A 21,751-nucleotide genomic window follows, 5' to 3' on the forward strand; every position below is an offset into this window, starting at 1 on the left:
CAACAACGCGGAAAAACTCAGGCGGCAACCGACAGTGCCGGTGGCACGCCGGCGATCAGGGCATCGAAATACGCGCCGGTCAGTTCCAGCTGCGCTTCCGGTGTTTCGGCGCGATTGACCACCGCGCGAAAGTCGGCACTCTGCGGGTGATCCTTCGCGTACCAGCCCAGATGCTTGCGCGCGATGCGCACGCCCTGCGGCTGCCCATAGAACGCATGCAAGGCTTCCAGGTGGCCGAGCAGGGTGTCGCGCACGAACGCCAACGACGGCGGCGGCAACAGCTCGCCGGTGGCCAGATAGTGCGCCACCTCGCCGAAGATCCACGGGCGCCCCTGCGCCGCACGCCCGATCATCACCGCATCCACGCCGGTGGCGTGCAGTACCTGCGCCGCCTTCTGCGGCGAATCGATATCGCCATTGGCGATCACCGGAATCTGCAGCGCGGCCTTGATCTGCGCAATCGTGGCGTACTCGGCAGTGCCGGTGTAGTGCTGGTCGCGGGTGCGCCCGTGCACCGCCAGCGCGGCGATGCCGCAGTCCTGCGCGATGCGCGCGATGGTCGGGCCGTTGCGGTGATCGCAATCCCAGCCGGTACGGATCTTCAAGGTTACCGGCACATCCACCGCCTGCACCACTGCGCGCAGGATGCGTGCCACCAGCTCTTCGTCGCGCATCAGCGCCGAGCCGGCCCAGGCGTTGCAGACCTTCTTGGCCGGGCAGCCCATGTTGATGTCGATCAGCTGCGCACCGTGGTCGACGTTGTAGCGCGCCGCCTCGGCCAGTTGCTGCGGCTCGGTGCCCGCAATCTGCACGCTGACCGGATCCGGCTCGCCGGCATGGTCCATGCGGTGCAGCGATTTGCGCGTGCCCCAGAAACGCGGATCGGAGATGGTCATCTCCGACACCGCCAGCCCGGCGCCCAGCCGCTTGCACAGCAGCCGGAACGGCTTGTCGGTGACGCCGGCCATCGGGGCCAGGATCACCTTGGGGTCGATGGAGTAGGGGCCGATCTGCATGGCGGCATTGTAGCTGGGTGGGGGAATCGGGATTCGGGAATCGAGAATCGGGAATCGGGAATTGGGAGTTGGGAGTTGGGAGTCGGGAGTCGGGAGTCGGGAGTCCCGATTCGGGAGTCGGAAGAGCGTTTTCGGCTTTCGGTCTTGCGCGGTTGCTGCGCGGGTCGCGTGACTGGTAGAGCGAGGGCAGCGGCAAGATTGCTGGTTGACCGTCCCCTCACCCCAACCCCTCTCCCGACGGGAGAGGGGCTTCTATTCCTTCTCCCGCCGGGAGAAGGTGGCGCGTCAGCGCCGGATGAGGGTAGGGCGCCCGACGCTGCATCACGCCTGGTGCCGCCGCCCAGCCTGCTATCAGATGAAGAAGATCGAAGCGCCGGCGCAGCGGGGCTCGCAGCCTCCGTCGATGGACAGGCCTCGACATGCCGGTCGCGGATCAAACCAGTCTGGTGGGCATGGCCGACGCCCTGAACGCAGAAGGCGACCGCATCGCTGCGGTCGCCTTCGTTGTTTGCCTGAAGCGCGCGGATCACACGGCCGGTTCGGGGGCCATGCGCGGCATCGAGGTGGCGGCGCCTTCCACTTCGGTGGAGCGCGCGGCGTAGCGGGTGGCAAAGCGCACGTGGGTGATGAAGCTGGCAGTCGGCGCTTGTGCCAGCGAGGCCACCAGCGCGCCGTTGAAGGCGTCACCGGCGCCGGTGGTGTCCACGGTCTGCGCGCTTTCCGCGCCCACCCGATAATGCGCGGCCGTGTCGCCGCGCAGCTGTTCTTCGGCGTGCGAGATGAAGGCGCCCACCGATCCCAGCGTCACCACCACGGTACCGCCCGGCAACAGCTTGCGGCACAGCGAATGCAGCGTGTTGCCGTCCAGCGCCGCCACATCGTCGGCATTGATGCGTTCGCCGACGTGGCGGCCGAGCAGGGCGGCAAACTCGGTTTCGTTGGGCGTCAGCACATCCGACAGCTTGAGCAGGCCGATCGAGGTCGGTGCATTGGCCGGTGCGGCGTTGAGCACGGTCAGCACGCCGCACTCGCGTGCCAGTGCCAGCGCCGACTCGATGGTTTCCGCCGGCGATTCCAGCTGCGCCAGCAACACGCTGGACGAGGCCACCAGTGCGCGTTGGTTGTCCACGAATGCAGCGCTCAGCACCGAATTGGCACCGGCACCGATCACGATGGTGTTGCGGCCGTGCGCGTCGACGTAGATCCCGCCGGTGCCGGTCGGCTCGTTGCTGGGCTCGGCGATCAGTGCGAAGCCGTCGTGCGCCGCCAGCGAGCGCGCCAGCGCACCGCCGGCATCGTCGCCCAGCGCGCACAGAAAGTGCGTCCTGGCGCCGGCACGTGCAGCCGCGACCGCCTGGTTGAAGCCCTTGCCCCCCGGGCCGGTGCTGTAGCGACCGGCGATGGTGGCGCCCGGCGCAGGCAGCACGTCGCAGCGCCACACGTGATCGACATTGAAGGACCCGACAACGACGACCGAACTCATAAATACCCTTGACTTGAATGACTGAATGAAACGTGGCGTGCGGCGATTAGACCGTCACACCGATGAACCCGCGCCCCTCAACCGAAATGCGAGAGCACACCGGCAATGGTAGCGGTCATGAACGTGGCGATCGAACCGCCCAGCACCGCGCGCAGCCCGAACTTGGCCAGATCGTGACGGCGTTCCGGTGCCAGCCCGCCGATGCCACCGATCTGGATCGCAATCGAGCTGAAGTTGGCAAAGCCGCACAACGCATACGTGGCAATCAGCCGACCCTCCGCGCTCAGGCCCACGCCCGGCACTTCGCCCTTCACGATACGCGACAGTTCGCTGTAGGCGACGAACTCGTTGATCACCACTTTCTGCCCGATCAGCGAGCCGACCGTGGTCGCGTCCACCCACGGGGTACCGATCACCCAGGCGATCGGCGCCAGCACGTAGCCGAAGATCGTCGACAGGTTGGTCGGCCGGCCCAGCAGCGCGGCAGCGCCGGTGATCTCGCCCAGCCAGGTCAGCGGTGCGTTGATCAGGGCGATCAGCGCAATGAAGGCCAGCAGCATCGCGCCGATGTTCAGCGCCAGCCGCAAGCCGTCGCCGGCGCCGGCCGCGGCCGCATCGATGACATTGCTGGTGGTCTTTTCCACTTCCATCTTGACCGTGCCACGCGTCAGCGGGGTGCCGGTTTCCGGCACCAGCAGCTTGGCCACCACCAGGGTGGCGGGCGCGGCCATGATGCTGGCGGCCAGCAGATGCTTGGCGTAGAACGCCTGCTGCGCGGGATCGCTGCCACCGAGCATGCCGACGTAGGCGGCCAGCACGCCGCCGGCGATATGCGCCATGCCGCCGATCATCATCGTCAGCAGCTCGGACTGGGTCATCTTGGGGATGTACGGGCGCACCGTCAGCGGCGCCTCGGTCTGGCCGATGAACACGCTGGCGCACACGCTGGTGGTTTCCGCGCCGGACACGCGCATCACCTTGGTGATCGCCCAGGCCATCGCGCGGACCACCACCTGCATCACGCCCAGGTGGTAGAGCACGCCCATCAGCGCCGAGAAGAAGATGATGGTGGGCAGCACCTGGAACGCGAAAATGAAGCCGTAGCTGTCGATGTTCATCAGGTTGCCGAAAATGAAGGTGGACCCTTCATTAACGAAGCTCAGCACCTTGACGAAGCCCTTGCCCAGCGAATCGAACACATCGCGTCCGCCCGGCACCAGCAGCACCAGCGCGGCGAACGAAATCTGCAGCGCCAGACCGGTGGCGACCAGCCTCCAGTCGATCGCGCGGCGGTTGCTCGAAAACAGCCAGGTGATGCCGATGAGCACCGCCAGACCGAACAGGCCGAAACCGATCCTTCCCAAACCTTCGACCATTCCAATCCCCGGGGCTGCTGACGGCAAAACGAGAAGCCTAGAGCAGGGGGTGACCGCGGGCAAGGCGAGCAGCATTCAGGCCCCGCCCGTTGACCCGCAGGCGAGCCAGGGCGGGCGCGGGCAGTTCCCTGCGCGCGGGCGGGCGAGCCGCGCTTGCGCAAGGTCATGGATCGGGGGCATCGATTCGCTGCCCGTGCGTCGCCCGCAAAGACCGCGCCCCGAAGCGCGATCATCCGACCGGCCGCCGCTTTTCCCCTCAGCCATCGACGAAAACCGGTGGTGCTTGCGCGCGTACCGGCGTGGGACCTTGAGCGGCATGGATGCCGCGCCAGCGCCTACATGGACGTACTTGCGGCGTGTCCCACGCCGGTACGCGCGCAATCGCCCGCAGCAGACCGAAGCATTCGCGTGGAACTCTAGATGTGGTGCACAAGAATGATCGGTATGCGGAGTCGGTCGGCGGCGCGGCGCCGCATCCAGTGTCGGGACACGCCGTGAATCCATCCCTGGAGGCTCGGTGGCGGCATCCATGCCGCCACACGGTCCCGCCCCCGGACACGGCACCACGCTCCCAACATTGCCGCCGCCGATAGGCAAGCAAGGCTTCAAGCACGTGTCGATGCCTGTGGACTCCGTGGCCGATGTAATCGGTAAGCCATCCATCTGCTGTCACGCCGCCAGGAATGGGCGCTCGGAAGAACGTGCAGCTCATCTGGCTGTTCGCATTTCTTTCCGGAACCGACAGCAACCGGTGGTGCTTGCGCGGGTGCCGGTGTGGGACCTTGAGCGGCATGGATGCCGCGCCAGAGCCTACATGGACGTACTTGCGGCGTGTCCCACGCCGGTACGCGTGCAAGCGCCCGCCGTAAACCGAAGCTTCCACGTAGCACCGGCAGACCTCATGCGCAGGGTCGGTCGGCGTCGCGGCGTCGCATCCGGTGTCGGGACACGCCATAAATCCGTCCCTGGAGACTCGGTGGCGGCATCCATGCCGGCACACGGTCCCGCCCCCGGACGCGACACCACGCTCCCAACATTGCCGCCGCTGATTGGCAAGCAATGCGTCAAGCAGGTGTTAATGCCCGTGGACTTCGTGGCCGATGTAGTCAGTAAGCCATCCATCTACTGTCATGTCGCCAGCGATGGTGACGCTCCGAAAGACTTGCAGACCACCGGGCCCTCGGCATTTTCTTTCCGCAACCGACAATAACTGGTGGTGCTTGCGCGGGTGTCGGCGTGGGACCTTGAGCGGCATGGATGCCGCGCAAGCCTGTCGCGCCGGCAGCACCACGTCCTACACTGCGCACGCCGATCCGGGGCAGGGCGCCGCGGAGGTTGTTGGAGTGTGCCAATGCATTACCGTCGTCTGGGGTCCACCGGGCTGCAGCTGTCGGCCCTGTCGTTCGGGGCCTGGGTCACCTTCGGCAAGCAGATCGGGCGCAGCGAAGCGCGCAACCTGATTGCCGCCGCCTGGGACAACGGCGTCACTTTCTTCGACAACGCCGAGGTCTACGCACGCGGCCGCGCCGAAGAGGTGATGGGCGATGTGATCGCCGACCTGCGCCTGCCGCGCGACGGGTACTGCGTGTCGAGCAAGGTGTTTTTCGGCGCGGTGGACAGCCCGCGCCCGACCCAGCGCGGGCTGTCGCGCAAGCATGTCACCGACGCCTGCCATGCCGCACTCAAGCGCCTGCGGGTGGACTATCTGGACCTGTACTTCTGCCATCGGCCCGATCCGGACACGCCGATCCGGGAGACCGTGCGCAGCATGGATGCCCTGATCCGCCAGGGTAAGGTGCTGTACTGGGGTACCTCCGAGTGGAGCGCCGAGCAGGTGCGCGAGGCCATCACCATCGCCGAGCAGGAACACCTGCACGCTCCGTCGATGGAGCAACCGCAGTACAACCTGCTGCACCGCGACCGGCTGGAACGCGAATACGCGCCGCTGTGCGAGGGCGGGCTGGGCACCACGATCTGGTCGCCGCTGGCCTCGGGCCTGCTGACCGGCAAGTACAACGCCGGTGTAGACGCCGATAGCCGCCTCGGCCAACCGGACAATCACTGGCTGCAGGACGAAGTGCTGGGCGCGCCGGAAGCGCGCCGCCTGGAACGCGCCCGCGCGTTCTGTGCACTGGCCGCCGAGCTGGGCCAGTCGCCCGCACGCCTGGCCATCGCCTGGTGCCTGCGCAACCCGCACGTATCCACGGTGATCCTGGGGGCCAGCCGGGTGGCCCAGCTGGAAGAAAATCTCGGCGCGCTGGACACCTTGACCCAGGTCGATGCCGCCGGCTGGGCGCAGGTGGAGGCGGTAACGCGCTAAGAGCACGCCACGCACTGGGGGTGGTGCGGCTGCAAGGTTGTCGGCTTTGTCTTGCTAGCCGACCGAGCCGGTGAGGCTGCGTCTTCCCTGTCGTGCACGCCGGCCAGGTCGCTGTGGCGTCAGGCGCTGGCTGCTTCTCGCTCGACCAGAAACGCATGCCAGAGCGATGTGATCGAGCCGCGATCATCGCGCAGAAGACAGCGCTGGATGGCTTGGCTGGAATACTCCGATAGGTTTTGTGAATCGAAAATGTTCAGTCCATGCAAAGATCGTGTGGCGAAGATGAGAATGGCTCTTGATCATTAAATGAGAATGGTTATTATTTGTCTGGCCAACCGACTGGAGATCCAGATCATGACCGCTCATCCCGTGCTGCTCCGCTCCGAACCGGTCAACCTGCGCGACCGCGCTGCTCCGCGTGCCGTCCCAGCAGAAGACCTCATCAGCAGCGAGGCGCTGCTCAAGGGCCGTCGCGAAGTGCTGATCCAGCATGGCGACCGCGTCTATCGCCTGCGCCATACCAGCAACGACAAGCTCATCCTGACCAAGTAAGCGCCTTGCTCCGATCCGCGCCTTGCGCAGGGTCGGACCGTCTGTCGCGGGCGTTGCCGCCGCCGTCCGCGCACCCCACGCTGTTCCCCGGCGGCCGGCCGCGGCCTTGTCTGCAGCACACGCTGCCGGGAATGTCCTTTCAAGGGTTCCCGATGAGTCGCCTGCATCCGCTGGTGGTCGCGCTGTCGCTTGCGCTGCCTGCCGTTTCGTCGTGTGCCCACGCTGCCGACCTCGCCGCCAGTGGTGACGCCGCGCGTGGTGTCCACGACTTCGGCCGGTTGCAGGTCACCGCCACCCGTACCCAGCGCGCCCTGGTCGATGTGCCGAGCACGGTGGATGTGATCGACCGCGAGCAACTGGACAATCAACTGGTGCGCGAGCTCAAGGATCTGTTCCGCTACACGCCGGGCGTGTCGGTCACCAGCACCAGCGGCCGCTTCAGCGGCGCCAACGGCATCCGCATCCGCGGGCTGGATGGCAACCGCGTGGCGATCCTGGTCGACAACGTGCCGGTGTCGGACACCTTCAGTTTCGGCAGCTACCTCAACGCCAACCGCAACTTTGTCGATCTGGAAACGCTCAAGCGCGTCGAAGTGGTGCGCGGGCCGGCCAGCTCCCTGTACGGCTCCGACGCCCTGGGCGGCGTGGTGGCCTTCGTCACCAAGGACCCCTCCGATTACCTGGGCGCCGACAGGCACAGCTATGTCGGCCTGAAGTTCGGCTACGAAGGCGACTGGAACGGCTTGTTCGCCGGTGCCACCGGTGCGTTCGGCGGCGAACGCTGGAGCGGCATGGTGGCGGTCAGCCACCGCCAGGGCCAGGAGGCGCAGAACCAGGGCGACATCCGCAGCCGCGATGTCAGCCGTACCGCGGCCAACCCGCAGCGCATCGATGGCCGCAGCGTGCTCGCCAAGCTGGTGTACGCGCCCAGCGCGCAGCAGCGCTTCAAGCTCACCGTGGAAGGCAACGAAGACTACGGCAGCATCGAGGCATTGACCGGCATCGACCCGCGTGTGACCACCCCATCGTTGCGCATCCTGTCGCAGGACGGGCGCGACCATCAGACCCGTGCGCGCGTTTCGCTGCGGCACGAACTGGATGCGCTGGGCTGGTCGCTGGCCGACGACCTGCAGTGGCAGCTGTATCGCCAGGACAGCGAGAGCCTGCAGCGCACCGACGAACTGCGTGGCAACAACACCCGCCGGCATAACGAACACAACTTCGATCAGCGCGTGTACGGCCTGCTGGTCAACGCCCACAAGGCCATCGACACCGGCACGCTCGGTCACGCCATCACCTATGGCCTGGACGGTACCTGGACCGACACCCGCGCCAAGCGCGATGGCTACTCGGTCAATCTGGCCAATGGCGCCATCACCAATCGCGTGGGGCAGGATGTGTTTCCGGTGCGCGACTTCCCCAAGAGCCAGACCACCAAGCTCGGGTTGTATGCGCAGGACGAGATCGGCCTGTTCGATGGCAAGCTGTCGCTGACGCCGGGCGTGCGCGTGGATTATTTCCGGCTGTCGCCGCAGGTGGACGACATCTTCCGCGAAGACAATCCCGGCGTTGCCGCCGAGACCATCGACCAGACCCAGGTCTCTCCCAAGTTCGGTGCACTGTGGCGGTTTTCGGACGCCTGGTCGGCCTATGCCAATTACGCGCACGGTTTCCGCGCGCCGCCGTACAACGACGTCAATATCGGCTTCACCAACCTGCAGGCGCGCTACACCGCCATCGCCAATCCGGACCTGAAATCGGAAACCAGCCGCGGTGGCGAGCTGGGGCTGCGCTTCAATGATGCCATCGGCTATCTGGGCGTCAGCGTGTACTACACCGACTACCGCAACTTCATCGAATCCTATGCGCCGGCCGGCTTCAACGCCGACGGGCTGATGCTGTTCCAGTCGCGCAACGTGGACGATGTGGTGATCAAGGGCGCCGAAGCGCGCGGCGGGATCGATCTGGGCGCCCTGGCCGGTTGGCAGGGCTGGTCGCTCAACAGCGCCGTGGCGTATTCGGAAGGCGACAACCTCACCGACGGCACCCCGCTCAACTCGGTCGACCCGCTGCGCGGCACGCTCGGCCTGGCCTTCGACAGCGATGGCTGGGGCGCGGAGCTGATCGGCACCTTCGTCGCACGCAAGCGTCGCCCGCAGCTGGACAGCTATTACACCCCGGCCGGCTACGCCACGCTGGACCTGATGGGGCATTGGGAGTTCGCACCCGGTGCCAAGGTCACCGCCGGCATCTTCAATCTCGCCGACCGCCGCTACGTGGACTGGAACGCGCTGCCCAACGGCACGCTGGCCAGCAGCACGGTGCTCGACCGCTTCACCGGCGCCGGGCGTACCGCCTCGGTCAGCCTGGCAGTGAGCTGGTAGCGGCCATGCCCATCGCCCGCCCGCTGCCGTCGTTGTCGCATGCACGTGCCACCCGCGCCGCGTTGCCGCGGCCGCAGCAGCTGGCCGCGCTGGGCACGGTGCTGTGTCTGTATCGGCCTGCCTTGGGCAACGAACTGGACGGCTGGCAGCACGCGGTGGATGCGGCGGCGTGTCGGCAGGTCGACAGCGACGGCGTGCGCGAAAGCATCTGGTTCTTCGATGCCGAAGGGCAGTGCTGCTGGCGGATCTGCCTGTTGCCTGACAGCGACTTCCTGGTCTGGGATCGCCTGGTCTCGCGCCTGCCGCCGCTGCCGGTGGAAACCCATGAGCTGGGCGTCGGGGAGCGGCTGTGGCGTCGCCTGGCCGGACGCATGCGGGGGCAGGCGTGGCGATTGAGCGCGCTGTGGCTGCAGACCGCCGCCACCGGCGAGCAACCGTTTGTCGCCAGCCTGGCGAGCGTGTCGGCGCTGGGCGCCGAGGTTGCCGCACGCCTGGCACGCGAGGAGGGCATCGACGGACGCGTGGCGGTGGACGATTGCTGCTGCGCACGCGCTGCCGCCTTGCGCACGGCCTCCGCCACATCCAGCAACACCAACCCATCCGACATGACGACGGCGCTGGTGCGCCTGCGCCGCTGACGGTCTCCAACACTCCCGAGAGTTCCGAATGAGCCGACTGTTTCCCCGTTGCATCGCAGTGACGCTGAGCCTGTTGCCGTTGATCGCCGCCGCCGACGTCCAGCGCGATCGCCAGAGCATCCTGGCGATGCAGGGCGAATACGCGGTGGACTTTGCCTTCGACGAAACGGTGCTGCTCAAGCCCGGCTACGAGCGTGCGTCGGCCATGCGCAGCGGCGCCAGCGAAGTGGTAATCGTGGTGGAGGATTCACCGCGCAAGCTGGTGCTGCAGCACCTGCTGGTGGATGAAAAAAGCAAGCATGTGACCAAGCACTGGCGGCAGGACTGGATCTACGAAGCGCCGCAGCGGTTCGAGTTCAGCGCCGATCAGACCTGGACGGTGCATGCGCTGCCGCCGGCAGTGACCACCGGCGCCTGGACTCAGTGCGTCTACGAGGTCAGCGACGCGCCGCGCTATTGCGGCACCGGTCGCTGGGACTACGCCGACGGCCATCCCACCTGGACCAGCGATCTGAGCTGGCGCCCGTTGCCGCGCCGCGAGTACACCAAGCGCAGCGACTACAACGCGCTCGCGGTGATCAATCGCCACACCCTCACGCCCAACGGCTGGACCCACGAACAGTTCAACACCAAGGTGCTGCGCAAACCCGACGGCAGCCAGGAAGCGATCGCGCGCGAGTTCGGCTTCAACGATTACCGCAAGACCACCGAGGTCGACTTCGCCCCGGCCTATGCGTACTGGAAGGGCACCCAGGGCTACTGGGCCAAGGTGCGCACGCGCTGGGCCAGGTTCCTCGACACGCCGCCGGGCGTGCATCTGAAGACCAAGCCGGACGGCATGGCGATGATCATGCCGATGTTCCAGCAGGCCGAGGCGGTGCAGGACGGCAAGCGGGTCAACGACGCGCAGCTGGACGCGGTGTTCGCGCAATGGGTCGAACCGGCGAATTAGGCGTCCGCATTCCCTAGGAGCGCCCCCGGGCGCGATGTGGCATTCCCGAGAAGGCCCGTCGCGCCGCAGGACGCTCTTGCGAGGTCGCGCCCGGGTGCGCTCCTACCAGCGAGACGGCTGGAAGGGCGCCCAGAGCGATGGGGCCAAGGTGCGCACGCGCTGGGCCAGGTTGCTCGACACGCCGCCCCGGCCTGCATCCGAAAACCAAGCATGACGCGGTGTTCGCGCAGTGGGTCGAACCCGCGAACTAGCCACCCGCATGCCGTAGGAGCGCACCCGGGCGCGACGTGGCATTCCCGAAAAGGCCCATCGCGCCGCGGGACGCTCACGCGAGGTCTCGAACGGGACGCTCCTGCGAGGTTGCGCCCTGGTGCGCTCCTACCGGCGAGACGGCGCTTGGTCGTTATTCCTTGAACATCAAAAATGCCGCGACCAGGATCAAGCCGAACGCGGCCCAGTGATTCCACTTCAACGACTGGCCCAGGTAGAACGTGGAGAAGCCCGCGAACACCAGCAGCGTGATCACCTCCTGCATGCCCTTGAGCTGTGGCGCCGAATACACCGCGCTGCCCAGCCGGTTGCCCGGCACCTGCAGGCAGTATTCGAAGAACGCAATGCCCCAGCTGACCAGGATGGCGATCATCAGCGGCGTGCTCTTGTACTTCAGGTGCCCGTACCAGGCGAAGGTCATGAACACATTGCTGGCGATCAGCAACAGCACCGGATACAGATAGGCAGTGAAAGGAGCGGTAGGCATGACGGCAGGCGGCAGGAAAGGGGCCGGCAGCATAAGCCAGGCCCGTTAAGCGCACGCGACCGTGCCGATGAGCCCGGCACGCGGGCTCAGGCCGTTGGTGGCCGGCGCGGCACGTTCATCTGCAGCGTGGCCAGGCAAAGCGACTGGCCAGGCATCGCGGCGCCCCGGGCTCCCGTGGTCATCCCGCTAGCGCTGCATGCCCCAGCGGCGCACGGTCAGCCGCTCGATGGCCTGAAACACCACGCCCTCCACCAGCAGGCCCAGCACGATCACCATCGCCAGGCCGGCGAACACCCGGTCGGTATACAGCTCGTTGCGGTTCTGGAAGATGTACCACCCCAGGCCGCCCTGGCCGGAGGTGGCGCCGAACACCAGTTCGGCCGCGATCAGGGTGCGCCAGGCGAAGGCCCAGCCGATCTTCAGCCCGGACAGGATCGCCGGCAGCGCGGCGGGAATCAGCAGTTGCGCCACGTAGCGCGGCCCGCGCAGCCCGTAATTGCGCCCGGCCATGCGCAGGGTTTCCGGCACCGCCTGGAAGCCGGCGTAGGTGGTGAGCGCCAGCGGCCACAGCACCGAATGCACCAGCACGAACACCAGGCTGCCGGTGCCCAGGCCGAACCACAGCAGGGCCAGCGGCAGCAGCGCGATGGCCGGCAGCGGATTGAACATGGCTGTCAGCGTGCCGAGCACGTCGCGGCCCCAGCGCGTGGAGGCGGCCAGCGCGGTCAGCACGAAGGCCAGCACCACGCCCAGCGCGTAGCCCTGCGCCAGCACGCGCAGCGACGCGCCCACGCGGCGCAACAACTCGCCCGAGAGCAGCCCGTCGTAGAACGCGCGTGCGGTCTGCAGCGCGCTGGGCAGCATCAGATCGTCGCCAACCACGCGTGCGGCGATCTCCCACACCGCAATCAGCACCACCAGCACCAGCGCCTTGCGCAGCCACGGTGGTGCCTGCCAGCGCGTCGGCGCGGCGGCTGCAACCAATGCGGGATCCAGCGGCTGCAGGGCCACTTCGTACTCGGCCCGCACCGGTGGCAATGGCGGCAGCGCGGTGGCGTTGCCGCCGCTCATGGCAGCACCTCGCGCTGGCGCTCGGCGGGGCGACGCAATGGCGCGACCTTGGCATCGTCCAGGGTGTCGTCGGGCAGGTCGAACAGTAGCCGATGGATCCGCTGCGCGGTCTGCTGGAACGCCACGCTGCCGGCGCTGTGCGGGCCGAACGCATGCGCGTTGAGCTCGGCACGTACCTGGCCCGGATGTGGCGACAACAACAGCACGCGGTTACCGACCACCAACGCCTCCTCGATCGAATGGGTGACGAACAACAGGGTGAAGCGCGATTGCTCCCACAGCTCCAGCACCTGCTCCTGCATGCGCGAACGCGTCAACGCATCGAGCGCGGCGAATGGTTCGTCCATCAACAACACGCGCGGCCGCATCGCCAACGCGCGCGCAATCGCCACGCGTTGCTTCATGCCGCCGGACAAGGTGTGCGGATACGCCTGCGCAAACGCGCTCAGCCCGACCTGCGCCAGGCTGTCGTCGGCACGTTCACGTGCTTCGGCACGCGACAGCTTGCGGGCGGCGCGCAAGCCGAACACCACGTTCTCGCGCACGGTCTTCCAGGGCGCCAACTGGTCGAATTCCTGGAACACCACCACCCGGTCCGGTCCGGGTCCGGTGACCGCGTTGCCATCCAGGCGGATCTGCCCCTCGCGCGGGGTGACGAAGCCGGCCACCGCCTTGAGCAAGGTGGATTTGCCGCAACCCGACGGCCCCAGCAGCACGAAGCGATCGGCCTCATGCACGTCGAAACGCACGCGGTGGGTGGCACGCACCACGCGCTGCGCGGAGGCGTATTCCAGGCTGACGTGGTCGACCTGCAGCAATGGTGTGGGCGTGGCCATCGCTCAGCTCCCGCCCGCGATCAGCGGATCGTCGAAGAAGTAGTCGCCCAGCTTGCCCGGCGTCTGCTTGATCGCGCCGCTGTGCTGCATGAACTTGCCCAGTCCCAGCGTGTTCTGCGGCACCACGGTGAACTGTACTTTCGGGTCCTTGAGGATCTGCAGCACCAGCGCGCGATCGATGCTCGAGCCATTGCGACGCAGGAAGATATCCGCCGCCTGCTCCGGATGGGCGGTGACAAAGCGCGCAGCCTGGTCCAGCGCCGCGACGAAGGCGCGGTAGGTCTTGGGATTGTCGCGGCGGAATTTCTCGGTGGCATACAGCACGGTGGCCGACGAGGGGCCGCCTTCGATCTCGTAGGAGCTGGTCACGATGTGCGCGGCCGGATTGCGCGCCAGCTCCTGCTCCTGGAATGGCGGGCTGGCGAAGTGGGCGGTGATCTCGGTGCGGCCGCGGATGATCGCTGCGGCCGCGTCCGGATGCGGCAAGGCGACCTGCAGCGGATCCAGCTGATGGGTGCCCTTGTCGCCCCAACGCTGTTGCGAGGCATGCTGCAGGAAACGCGACTGCACCGACACGCCGGTGGCCGGCACCGCAATGCGGTCCTGCGGGGTGAAATCGCCGATCGACTTGATGCGCGGATTGTTGCTGATCAGGTAGTACGGAAAGTTGCCCAGCGATGCCACGCCGCGCACGTTCTGGCGGCCATGGGTGCGGTCCCAGATGGTGAACAACGGCCCGACGCCGGCACCGGCGATATCGATCGAACCGGTCAGCAGGGCATCGTTGACGGCCGCGCCACCGGACAGCTGCAGAAACTGCACGTCGATGTCCACGCCGGCCGCCTGGCCCTGCTGCTCGATCAGCTTCTGATCCTGCGCCACGTCCAGCAGCAGGTAGACGATGCCGAACTGCTTGGCGATGCGCAGCTTTCCTTCGGCCTGTGCCTGTGCGGTGTGCAGCAACGGCAGTGCGGCCAGGAGCAGCAGCGCAATACGCCGGGAAACGCGTCGGCGCTGCGGACGCGCGTGAGAGGTGACGGTCAGACGCATGCGGCGCTCCAGTCGGGAGGGGGAGGGGATGGCGCGTTTCACAGCGCATCACGCGCTGTAAACCGTGCGCGAGGCGGCACCTTGGCTAGAACGGCGCATCGCCTTCGATGGTGGTGCGGTTGAGGCGGCGCCGCAGGTGATCGGGCGTGCCGGCGGCCAGATGCATGACCGAGCGGTTGTCCCAGAACACCATGTCGTGCGGCTGCCAGTGATGCCGGTACACCAAGGCATCGCGGGTGCTGTGGTCGAACAGGGCCTGCAGCAGCGCGGCACTCTCGTCGTCGGGCAGGCCGACGATGCGGGTGGTAAAATGCTCGCTGACAAACAGCGCTTTCCGGCCGGTTTCCGGGTGCGTGCGCACGACCGGATGCTGCACCGGTTTCACTTCGGCGATCTGTTCCGGCGTCAGCGCCGGGCGCCACGGATTGCGCGCACGCAGCTCCTCGTACTTGGCCAGGTAGCTGTGCTCGGCACGCAGGTCCTGCACCGTCTGCTTGAGCGCGTCGGGCAGGGTCTGCCAGGCCAGGTGCTGGTTGGCGAACAAGGTGTCGCCGCCTTCGCTGGGCAGTTCCTGCGCGTGCAGCAGCGATCCCAGGCTGGGGGTGTCCTTGTAGGACAGATCCGAGTGCCAGTAGTGGCCGGCGTCGCCCAGGCCGATCGGCTTGCCGTTTTCCTTGATGTTGGAGACCACCAGCACCTCCGGATGCCCGCGCAACTGGAAATTGCGCAACACATGGATCTGCAGCGGGCCGAAGCGACGGCTGAAAGCGACCTGCTGTGCCGGCGTGATGCGTTGCTCGCGAAACACCAGCACGTGGTAGTCCAGGTGCGCCTGGTGGATGCGCGCGAAGGTCCCCGCATCCAGCGGCTGCGACAGATCCAGGCCGATCACTTCGGCGCCCAGCGGGGCATCGAACGGCACGATCCGGACACTGGAAGCGTGTTCGGCGGAAACCGCATCGCGCGGCGGCTGCGCACGTGCAGCAGAAGGGACGCTGGCCATGACGGTGGCACCTCGACGGCAACGAAGGGCCGCCTGGGCCGGCGGCCGGACACACCACTGTAGGCAGTCCGCTCGCCGCTGCGAACGTACGATTGGCAAGGTGCTTATGCGCTGCCGGTATATGCACCGGTGCGACGGAATGCAAAAGGGCGACGCCTGCGCGCCGCCCTGCTCACGTGTCCAGCCAACCCGGCCTCAGTCGGTCCGCAGTGCCAGCGCCGGCGGCGTGGACAGGATGCGGCGCGTGCCCGACCAACCGGCCAGCAGGCTCAACGCCAGGCCAAACGCGCCGCCGAGCAGCAGGCGCGGCCAATCCGGCGTCAATGCAATCTCGAACGCCTTCTGTCCGACCACCGCCCCGATCACCGCCGCGGCGGTCACCGCCAGTGTCGCTGCCAGCAGGCCAAGCGCGCCGAACTCCACCAGCACCGCACCACGCAACTGGCCGCGCCGCGCGCCCAGCGTGCGCAGCACCGCACTGTCATAGCGACGCTCGCCGGCGGTGGCCTGCAGGGCTGCCAGCAGCACCAGCACACCGGCCAGCAGGCTGAAGCCCATCACCAGTTGCACCGCCTGCGCCACCTGGTCGATCACCTCGCGCACCCGGCCGAGGATGGCATCGATATCCAGCACCGAAATGTTGGGGTAGTCGCGGCTCAACGACGCCAGCCTGGGCGCATTGCCGGGCGGCAGATGGAAGCTGGAAATCAGGTTGTACGGCGCATCGCCGACCGCGCCCTGGTTGAGCAGCAGGAAGAAATTGACCCGGAATGAATCCCAGTCGGCCTTGCGGATGCTGGTGACGGTGAAACTGCGCTGCTGCTCGCCCAGCAGCAAGGTGATGCGATCGCCGAGTTTGAGCTGATACCGCTGCGCCCAGCCTTCTTCCACCGAGGCCTCCGGCGCAGTGCTGTCGGCCGCCCAGAATCTGCCTTCCAGCAAGGTGTTTGCCGGCGGGAATGCGTGCCGCCAGGAGAAGTTGACCGGGCGGTTGTCGCCGTCGCCATCGTCGGCCGGATCGCGGTCGCCGCGCAGCGGTGGCTTGTCGTTGATCGCCACCAGCCGCCCGGTCGAAAACGGCTCCACGGCCGCATCGTCCACGCCCAGGCCGCGCAGCGTCTGCAGCACCGGCCCGGTCTGCTCGGGCTGGATGTTCATCAGGAAATAGTTGGGCGTCTCCGCCGGCAGGCGATCGCGCCATTGCCCGAGCAGGCCGGGGCCGACCACCGCCAGCAGCAGCAGCGCGCACAACGACAGCGACAGCCCGACCAGCTGCACCACGCTCAGACCGCGGCGCCGCGTCAGCGAGGCCAGGCCCAGCTTCCAGGCGCCGCGCAGGCGGTGCTGGATCGGCCGCAGCAAGGCCAGCAGGCCAAGCCCCAGTGCCATCGCCACCAGCGCCAGTGCGGCCAGCCCGCCCAGCACCCAGCCGGCCAGCACCAGGTTGCCGGTCGCATACACGGTCAGCGCCAGCGTGGCCGCCAATGCCGCGGCGTAGACCAGCAGGGAACTCGGCGGCACCGCGGCAAAGCTGCGGTTGAGCACACGCATCGGCGGCACGTTGCGCAGCCGCAGCAGCGGCGGCAGGCCGAAGCCCAGCAACAGCACCAGGCCGATGCCTGCACCGGCCAGGGCCGGGGTGGCCTGCGGCAACGGCAGCCGGTCCGGGATCAGGCTGCCCAGCGCCTGCACCAGGCCTTCCTGCGCCAGCATGCCCAGCCCGATCCCGACCAGGCAGGCCGGAATCGCGGTCAGCAGCAATTGCAGCGACAGCATCGCCAGAATGTCGCGCTGGCGTGCGCCCAGGCAGCGCAGCACCGCCACCGTGTCGATCCGGCGCATCGCAAAGCGGTTCGCTGCCAATGCGGTCGCCACACCGGACAACAGCACCGCCAGCAAGGCCGACAAAGCCAAAAAGCGCCCCGCACGATCGAACGCTGCGCGCATGCCGCGCTGGGTGTCCTCGATGCCGACCAGGCGGAATTCGCTGGCGCGCGGTTTCAGCCAGGCGCGCAGTTCGGCGATGGCATCGGGCGCACCGGAGAACATCAGCCGGTACGAAGCGCGGCTGCCGGGGCCAAGCAATCCGGCACCGTCGATATCGGCGCGATTGACCAGCAGCGGTGGCGACAGCTGCATCAGCTCGCCGGACGCATCCGGTTCGGCCCGCAGCACGCCGGTGATGGTGAGGTGGCCGGCGCCGAACTCCAGCTGTTCGCCCACGCGCAGGCCCAGGGCCTCCAGCAGGCGGGGATCGGCATAGGCCTGGCCCGGCGGCGGTGCGCCCGCAGGCGTGCCCTGCATGCCGGCGCTGTCCCTGGACACCAGCAACTGCCCGCGCAACGGGTAGCCCGCGCCAACACCGCGGATATTGGCCATCTGGCTGGCCTCGCCGTGAAACAGCACGCTGGGGAAGCTGACCATGCGCGTGCTCTGCAGGCCGCGGCGTTGTGCCTCGGCAGCGAAGTCGGCCGGGATTTCCTGGCGGCCGGTCACGCCCATATCGCCACCGAGCACCTCGGCCGCGCTGGAGGTCAGCGCCAGGGTCACCCGATCGACCAGCGTGCCAACCGCCGTCATCACCGCCACGCCCAGCACCAGCGCGGCGAACACGGTCAGCAGGTCGCCGGCCAGGAACTCGCGGCGCACCGCGCGTGCGGCTTGGCGCAGCACGTTCATGCGGCCGGACCGGTCTGGGCGTGCAGGCGGCCGCTGTCGATGCGGTAGATATGCTTGCAACGCTGCGCCAGCGTCATGTCGTGGGTCACCAGCACCAGGGTGGTGTCGCTGGTGGCGTTGAGCGCGAACAACAGGTCGCTGATCTGCACGCCGGTGGTCTGGTCCAGGCTGCCGGTGGGCTCGTCGGCAAACAGGATGCGCGGTCTGGCCACGAATGCGCGTGCCAGCGCCACGCGTTGCTGCTCGCCACCGGACAGCTGGCGCGGGTAGTGGCGCGCACGCGCGCTCAGGCCGACTGCCTCCAGTACCTCGCGTACCCGCGCCGGGTCCTCGCGCCCGGCCAGTTCCAGCGGCAGCGCGATGTTTTCTTCGGCGGTCAGCGCCGGCAGCAGATGGAAGCTCTGGAATACGAAGCCCACCTCGCGCGCGCGCAAGGCGGCACGGGCCTCTTCGTCCAGCTGCCCCAACTCCTGGCCGGACAGCGCAATGCTGCCGCGGCTGGGCAGGTCCAGCCCGGCCAGCAGGCCGAGCAGGGTGGTCTTGCCCGAGCCGGATGCGCCGACGATGGCGATACTGTCGCCTTCACTGACCGTCAAGCTGACCTTGTCGAGGATGTGGAGTGTTCCCTCCGGTCCACTGACGGACTTGCCGACGTCGCGGACGTCGATGGCAATGCGGGTACTGGAGTGGGGGGCCAGACTGTCGATGAGGAATCTCCGAATGCGTGAAAGAACACTGCGATATGGCGTGCTGGTCCTGTGGCTGCTGACACTGTCCCTGCTCGCGCCGGGAATTGCCTCTGCCAAAAGTCCGGTGGCGACCGCCCCGATCCTGGTCGTCGGCGACAGCCTGAGCGCTGCGCACAACATCCCGGTGCAGTCTGGCTGGGTCACCTTGCTGGACCAACGCCTCAAGCGTGACATGGCGACGCCACCGGCGGTCGTCAATGCCAGCATCAGCGGTGAGACCACCTCCGGTGCATTGACGCGGCTGCCCGGCCTGCTGCAGAAGCACCACCCCGGCGTGGTGGTGATCGAACTCGGCGGCAACGATGCGCTGCGCGGCCTGACCCCGGCCCAGCTGAAGGGCAACCTGGAAAAGATGATCCAGCTCAGCCAGCAGGCCGGCGCGAAGGTGCTGCTGCTCGGCATCGATGTGCCGCCCAACTATGGCCCCGCCTATCGCGAACGCCTGAAGGCGACCTATGCCGACCTGTCCAGCCAGTACAAGACCGCATTGGTGCCGTTCTTCCTGGAAAAGGTCGCGCTGCAGCCAGGCCTGATGCAGGCAGACGGCCTGCATCCCACTGCCACGGCCCAGCCCAGGGTGCTGGAAACGGTGTGGCCCGCGCTGCGCCCCCTGCTCGGCCGTTGACGGCCGGCGGGCAACGCCCGCCGTCACAAAACGTTAGATGGTCTTCACGCCCTTTCCACTGCCGATCCGGCATGTTTCACAAAGCTGAAGACCGAGGAAAGTCCATGCGTCAGACCAAGGAAACGTCCGGCCTCGTGCTGGTCGTTGAAGACAACCGCAATATCTCTGAAATGATCGGCGAGTACCTGGAAGGCCGTGGCTTCGAGGTCGACTATGCGCAGGACGGACTCGACGGCTACCGTCTGGCCGCCGAGAACAGCTACGACGTGGTCGTGCTGGATCTCATGCTGCCACGTCTGGACGGCATCGAAGTGTGCCGCCGCCTGCGTAACGACGCACGCAAGTCCACCCCGGTGCTGATGCTGACCGCCCGCGATACGCTGGACGACAAGCTCACCGGCCTGGGTTTCGGCGCCGACGACTACCTGACCAAGCCGTTCGCGATCCAGGAACTGGAAGCGCGCCTGCGTGCCCTGATCCGTCGCGAGCGCCGCCAGGTCGGGTCGGAAGTGCTCAAGGTCGCCGACCTGGTGCTCGATCCGGTCAGCATGCGCGCCACCCGCGCCGGTACCGAGCTGCAGCTCTCGCCGATCGGTCTGCGGCTGCTCACCATCCTGATGCGCGAGTCGCCGCGGGTGGTGACCCGCCAGGAAATCGAGCGCGAGATCTGGGGCAACGGGTTGCCGGATTCGGACACCCTGCGCAGCCATCTGTACAACCTGCGCAAGATCATCGACAAGCCGTTCGATCGCCCGCTGCTGCACACCGTGCAGAGCGCCGGTTATCGCATTGCCGACATCGCCCAGCCGATGGCCTGATGTCGCCGGCCGGCCGCCATGCTGGCGGCCGGCCACCTCCTGTAGGCGCCCACGCGCCGCTCGTTTCCGCGCGCTGCCGTCTGGCTGCACGACGGGCTTACGGAAGCGTTGCCTATAATCCGGCGCTCTCCCCTGGATGCAGCAATGCCGCACGGGCTTCCACGAAAAATACGTCTGGCCTTCCTCCTGCAGGTCGCTCTGGCGAGCCTGGCGATCGTGCTGGGTGGCTATCTGCTGTCCTTCGTCATCAAGTACAGCCTGGTACGGACCGTGCTGGCCGACGAGGCGGTGCATTTCTGGCGCGTGCACAAGGACGCACCGAACAACCCGCCGCCGAATACACGCAATATCCAGGGCTATTTCTTGCCTGCCGGCCAGGGCCGCGACACGGCGCCGGCGGAGTTGCAGCGGTTGTCGCCAGGCTTCAGCGAAGTGGCTGCCGCCGATGCCCTGGTGTACGTCGATCAACGTCCGGAAGGGCGTTTGTACCTGGTGTTCCCACGCTCGCGTGCGGCCCATCTGACGCTCTGGTTCGGAATCGTGCCGGCGATGCTGGTGCTGCTGGCGATCTATGGCGTGTTCTGGGTGACCTACCGGATCTCCAAACGCCTGGTGTCGCCGATCAGCTGGCTGGCACGGCGCGTCTCGCAGTGGGACCCGCGCAACCCGGATGTCGACGAACTGGCACCGGAGCGGTTGCCCGCCGACCTGCAGGGTGAAACGCGGCAGCTGGCCGCTGCCCTGCATACGCTCGGGCAGAAGGTCAGCGACCATGTCGCGCGCGAGCGCAACTTCACCCGCGATGCCAGCCACGAACTGCGCACACCGCTGACGGTGATCCGGGTGGCCAGCGACATGGCGCTGGCCGACGACGAATTGTCGCAACGCACCCAGCGCAGCCTGCGCCGGATCCAGCGCGCCGGCCGTGACATGGAAGCGGTGATCGACGCCTTCCTGATCCTGGCGCGCGAAGCCGAGATCGACCCGCAAAGCGAGACCTTCGATGCCGCCGAACTGGCCAGCGAGGAACTCGATAGCGCCCGCCAGCTGCTGGGCGACAAGCCGGTGTCCCTGACGATGGTCGGTGACCGCAGCCTGCAGATGTTCGCCCCGCCGCGGGTGATGCGCGTGGTGCTCAGCAACCTGCTGCGCAATGCCTGCGCCTATACCGATACCGGCAGCATCGAGGTGGAAGTCACCCAGGACCGCATCATCGTGCGCGATACCGGGATCGGCATGAGCGAAGAGGCGCGCGCGCGCGCGTTCGAGCCGTTCTTCCGCGCCGATCCCACCCGCCCGCAGGGCACCGGGCTGGGCCTGTCGATCGTGCGCCGGCTGTGCGATCGCTTCGGCTGGCGGATCGAACTGCATAGCGAGTCCGGTGTCGGCACCTCGGTTGCGGTGGTGGTGGCCTGAGGGAGTAGTGGCCGTAGCGGCATATG

18 protein-coding genes are annotated in these 21,751 nt (G+C 67.3%); 8 read left to right on the forward strand and 10 right to left on the reverse strand.

Annotation, left to right across the window (positions count from 1 at the left end; translation table 11 throughout):
* Window positions 1-17: 17 nt before the first annotated feature.
* The 3 genes from dusB to H7A86_RS04090 all read right to left on the reverse strand — a co-directional run bounded on the left by dusB (window position 18) and on the right by H7A86_RS04090 (window position 3,875).
* Entirely contained in the window at window positions 18-1,016 is a 999-nt protein-coding gene (dusB, locus tag H7A86_RS04080; RefSeq protein ID WP_119130755.1) for a tRNA dihydrouridine synthase DusB, read from the reverse strand.
* A gap of 526 nt (window positions 1,017-1,542) precedes the next feature.
* A complete protein-coding gene (locus H7A86_RS04085; RefSeq protein ID WP_104584613.1) occupies window positions 1,543-2,499 on the reverse strand; it encodes a ribokinase in 957 nt (318 codons plus the stop codon).
* 77 nt (window positions 2,500-2,576) lie between these two features.
* Complete coding sequence (locus H7A86_RS04090) at window positions 2,577-3,875, reverse strand: NupC/NupG family nucleoside CNT transporter (protein ID WP_016903833.1); 1,299 nt, start codon at window positions 3,873-3,875, stop codon at window positions 2,577-2,579.
* A gap of 1,351 nt (window positions 3,876-5,226) precedes the next feature.
* Between H7A86_RS04090 and H7A86_RS04095 the strand changes: the two genes are divergently transcribed.
* The 5 genes from H7A86_RS04095 (at window position 5,227) to H7A86_RS04115 (ending at window position 10,721) form a co-directional block, all read left to right on the forward strand.
* The gene (locus tag H7A86_RS04095; RefSeq protein ID WP_115676145.1) at window positions 5,227-6,195 is read left to right on the forward strand and encodes a potassium channel beta subunit family protein; all 969 of its coding nucleotides are present in this window, start codon (window positions 5,227-5,229) and stop codon (window positions 6,193-6,195) included.
* Window positions 6,196-6,507: 312 nt separating this feature from the next.
* The gene (hemP, locus tag H7A86_RS04100; RefSeq protein WP_024938306.1) at window positions 6,508-6,747 is read left to right on the forward strand and encodes a hemin uptake protein HemP; all 240 of its coding nucleotides are present in this window, start codon (window positions 6,508-6,510) and stop codon (window positions 6,745-6,747) included.
* Window positions 6,748-6,899: 152 nt separating this feature from the next.
* Complete coding sequence (locus H7A86_RS04105; RefSeq protein ID WP_119130756.1) at window positions 6,900-9,131, forward strand: TonB-dependent hemoglobin/transferrin/lactoferrin family receptor; 2,232 nt, start codon at window positions 6,900-6,902, stop codon at window positions 9,129-9,131.
* A gap of 5 nt (window positions 9,132-9,136) precedes the next feature.
* Window positions 9,137-9,769: a ChuX/HutX family heme-like substrate-binding protein gene (locus tag H7A86_RS04110; RefSeq protein WP_119130757.1), complete on the forward strand. Its 633-nt coding sequence runs from the start codon at window positions 9,137-9,139 to the stop codon at window positions 9,767-9,769.
* Between the two features lie 28 nt (window positions 9,770-9,797).
* Complete coding sequence (locus tag H7A86_RS04115) at window positions 9,798-10,721, forward strand: DUF6607 family protein (RefSeq protein ID WP_119130758.1); 924 nt, start codon at window positions 9,798-9,800, stop codon at window positions 10,719-10,721.
* 403 nt (window positions 10,722-11,124) lie between these two features.
* Here the strand turns inward: H7A86_RS04115 and H7A86_RS04120 are convergent, their stop codons facing one another.
* The 7 genes from H7A86_RS04120 to H7A86_RS04150 form a co-directional block, all read right to left on the reverse strand.
* Complete coding sequence (locus H7A86_RS04120) at window positions 11,125-11,478, reverse strand: DMT family protein (RefSeq protein ID WP_024938302.1); 354 nt, start codon at window positions 11,476-11,478, stop codon at window positions 11,125-11,127.
* A 186-nt stretch (window positions 11,479-11,664) separates the two neighbouring features.
* Window positions 11,665-12,549: an ABC transporter permease gene (locus tag H7A86_RS04125; RefSeq protein ID WP_119129651.1), complete on the reverse strand. Its 885-nt coding sequence runs from the start codon at window positions 12,547-12,549 to the stop codon at window positions 11,665-11,667.
* A complete protein-coding gene (locus tag H7A86_RS04130; RefSeq protein WP_115676154.1) occupies window positions 12,546-13,385 on the reverse strand; it encodes an ABC transporter ATP-binding protein in 840 nt (279 codons plus the stop codon). Before H7A86_RS04130 ends, H7A86_RS04125 begins: the two co-directional genes overlap by 4 nt.
* A 3-nt stretch (window positions 13,386-13,388) precedes the next feature.
* A complete protein-coding gene (locus H7A86_RS04135) occupies window positions 13,389-14,435 on the reverse strand; it encodes an ABC transporter substrate-binding protein (RefSeq protein ID WP_119130759.1) in 1,047 nt (348 codons plus the stop codon).
* 85 nt (window positions 14,436-14,520) lie between these two features.
* Window positions 14,521-15,438 (reverse strand): TauD/TfdA dioxygenase family protein, encoded by a 918-nt coding sequence (locus tag H7A86_RS04140; RefSeq protein WP_119130760.1) that lies wholly within the window; start codon window positions 15,436-15,438, stop codon window positions 14,521-14,523.
* Window positions 15,439-15,633: 195 nt separating this feature from the next.
* Entirely contained in the window at window positions 15,634-18,117 is a 2,484-nt protein-coding gene (locus H7A86_RS04145; protein ID WP_119130761.1) for an ABC transporter permease, read from the reverse strand.
* Window positions 18,114-18,713 (reverse strand): ABC transporter ATP-binding protein, encoded by a 600-nt coding sequence (locus H7A86_RS04150; protein ID WP_119130762.1) that lies wholly within the window; start codon window positions 18,711-18,713, stop codon window positions 18,114-18,116. Before H7A86_RS04150 ends, H7A86_RS04145 begins: the two co-directional genes overlap by 4 nt.
* Window positions 18,714-18,822: 109 nt before the next feature.
* Here H7A86_RS04150 and H7A86_RS04155 point away from each other — a divergent pair, with 109 nt between their 5' ends.
* The 3 genes from H7A86_RS04155 (at window position 18,823) to H7A86_RS04165 (ending at window position 21,725) form a co-directional block, all read left to right on the forward strand.
* Complete coding sequence (locus tag H7A86_RS04155) at window positions 18,823-19,491, forward strand: arylesterase (protein WP_180708127.1); 669 nt, start codon at window positions 18,823-18,825, stop codon at window positions 19,489-19,491.
* Window positions 19,492-19,595: 104 nt separating this feature from the next.
* Entirely contained in the window at window positions 19,596-20,309 is a 714-nt protein-coding gene (locus H7A86_RS04160) for a response regulator transcription factor (RefSeq protein ID WP_002811889.1), read from the forward strand.
* A gap of 144 nt (window positions 20,310-20,453) precedes the next feature.
* On the forward strand, window positions 20,454-21,725 hold the full coding sequence (locus H7A86_RS04165) for a sensor histidine kinase (RefSeq protein WP_119130763.1): 1,272 nt from the start codon (window positions 20,454-20,456) through the stop codon (window positions 21,723-21,725).
* The last annotated feature ends 26 nt before the right edge of the window (window positions 21,726-21,751 follow it).

It is taken from the genome of Xanthomonas euroxanthea, from assembly GCF_903989455.1.
Lineage (GTDB): Bacteria > Pseudomonadota > Gammaproteobacteria > Xanthomonadales > Xanthomonadaceae > Xanthomonas > Xanthomonas euroxanthea.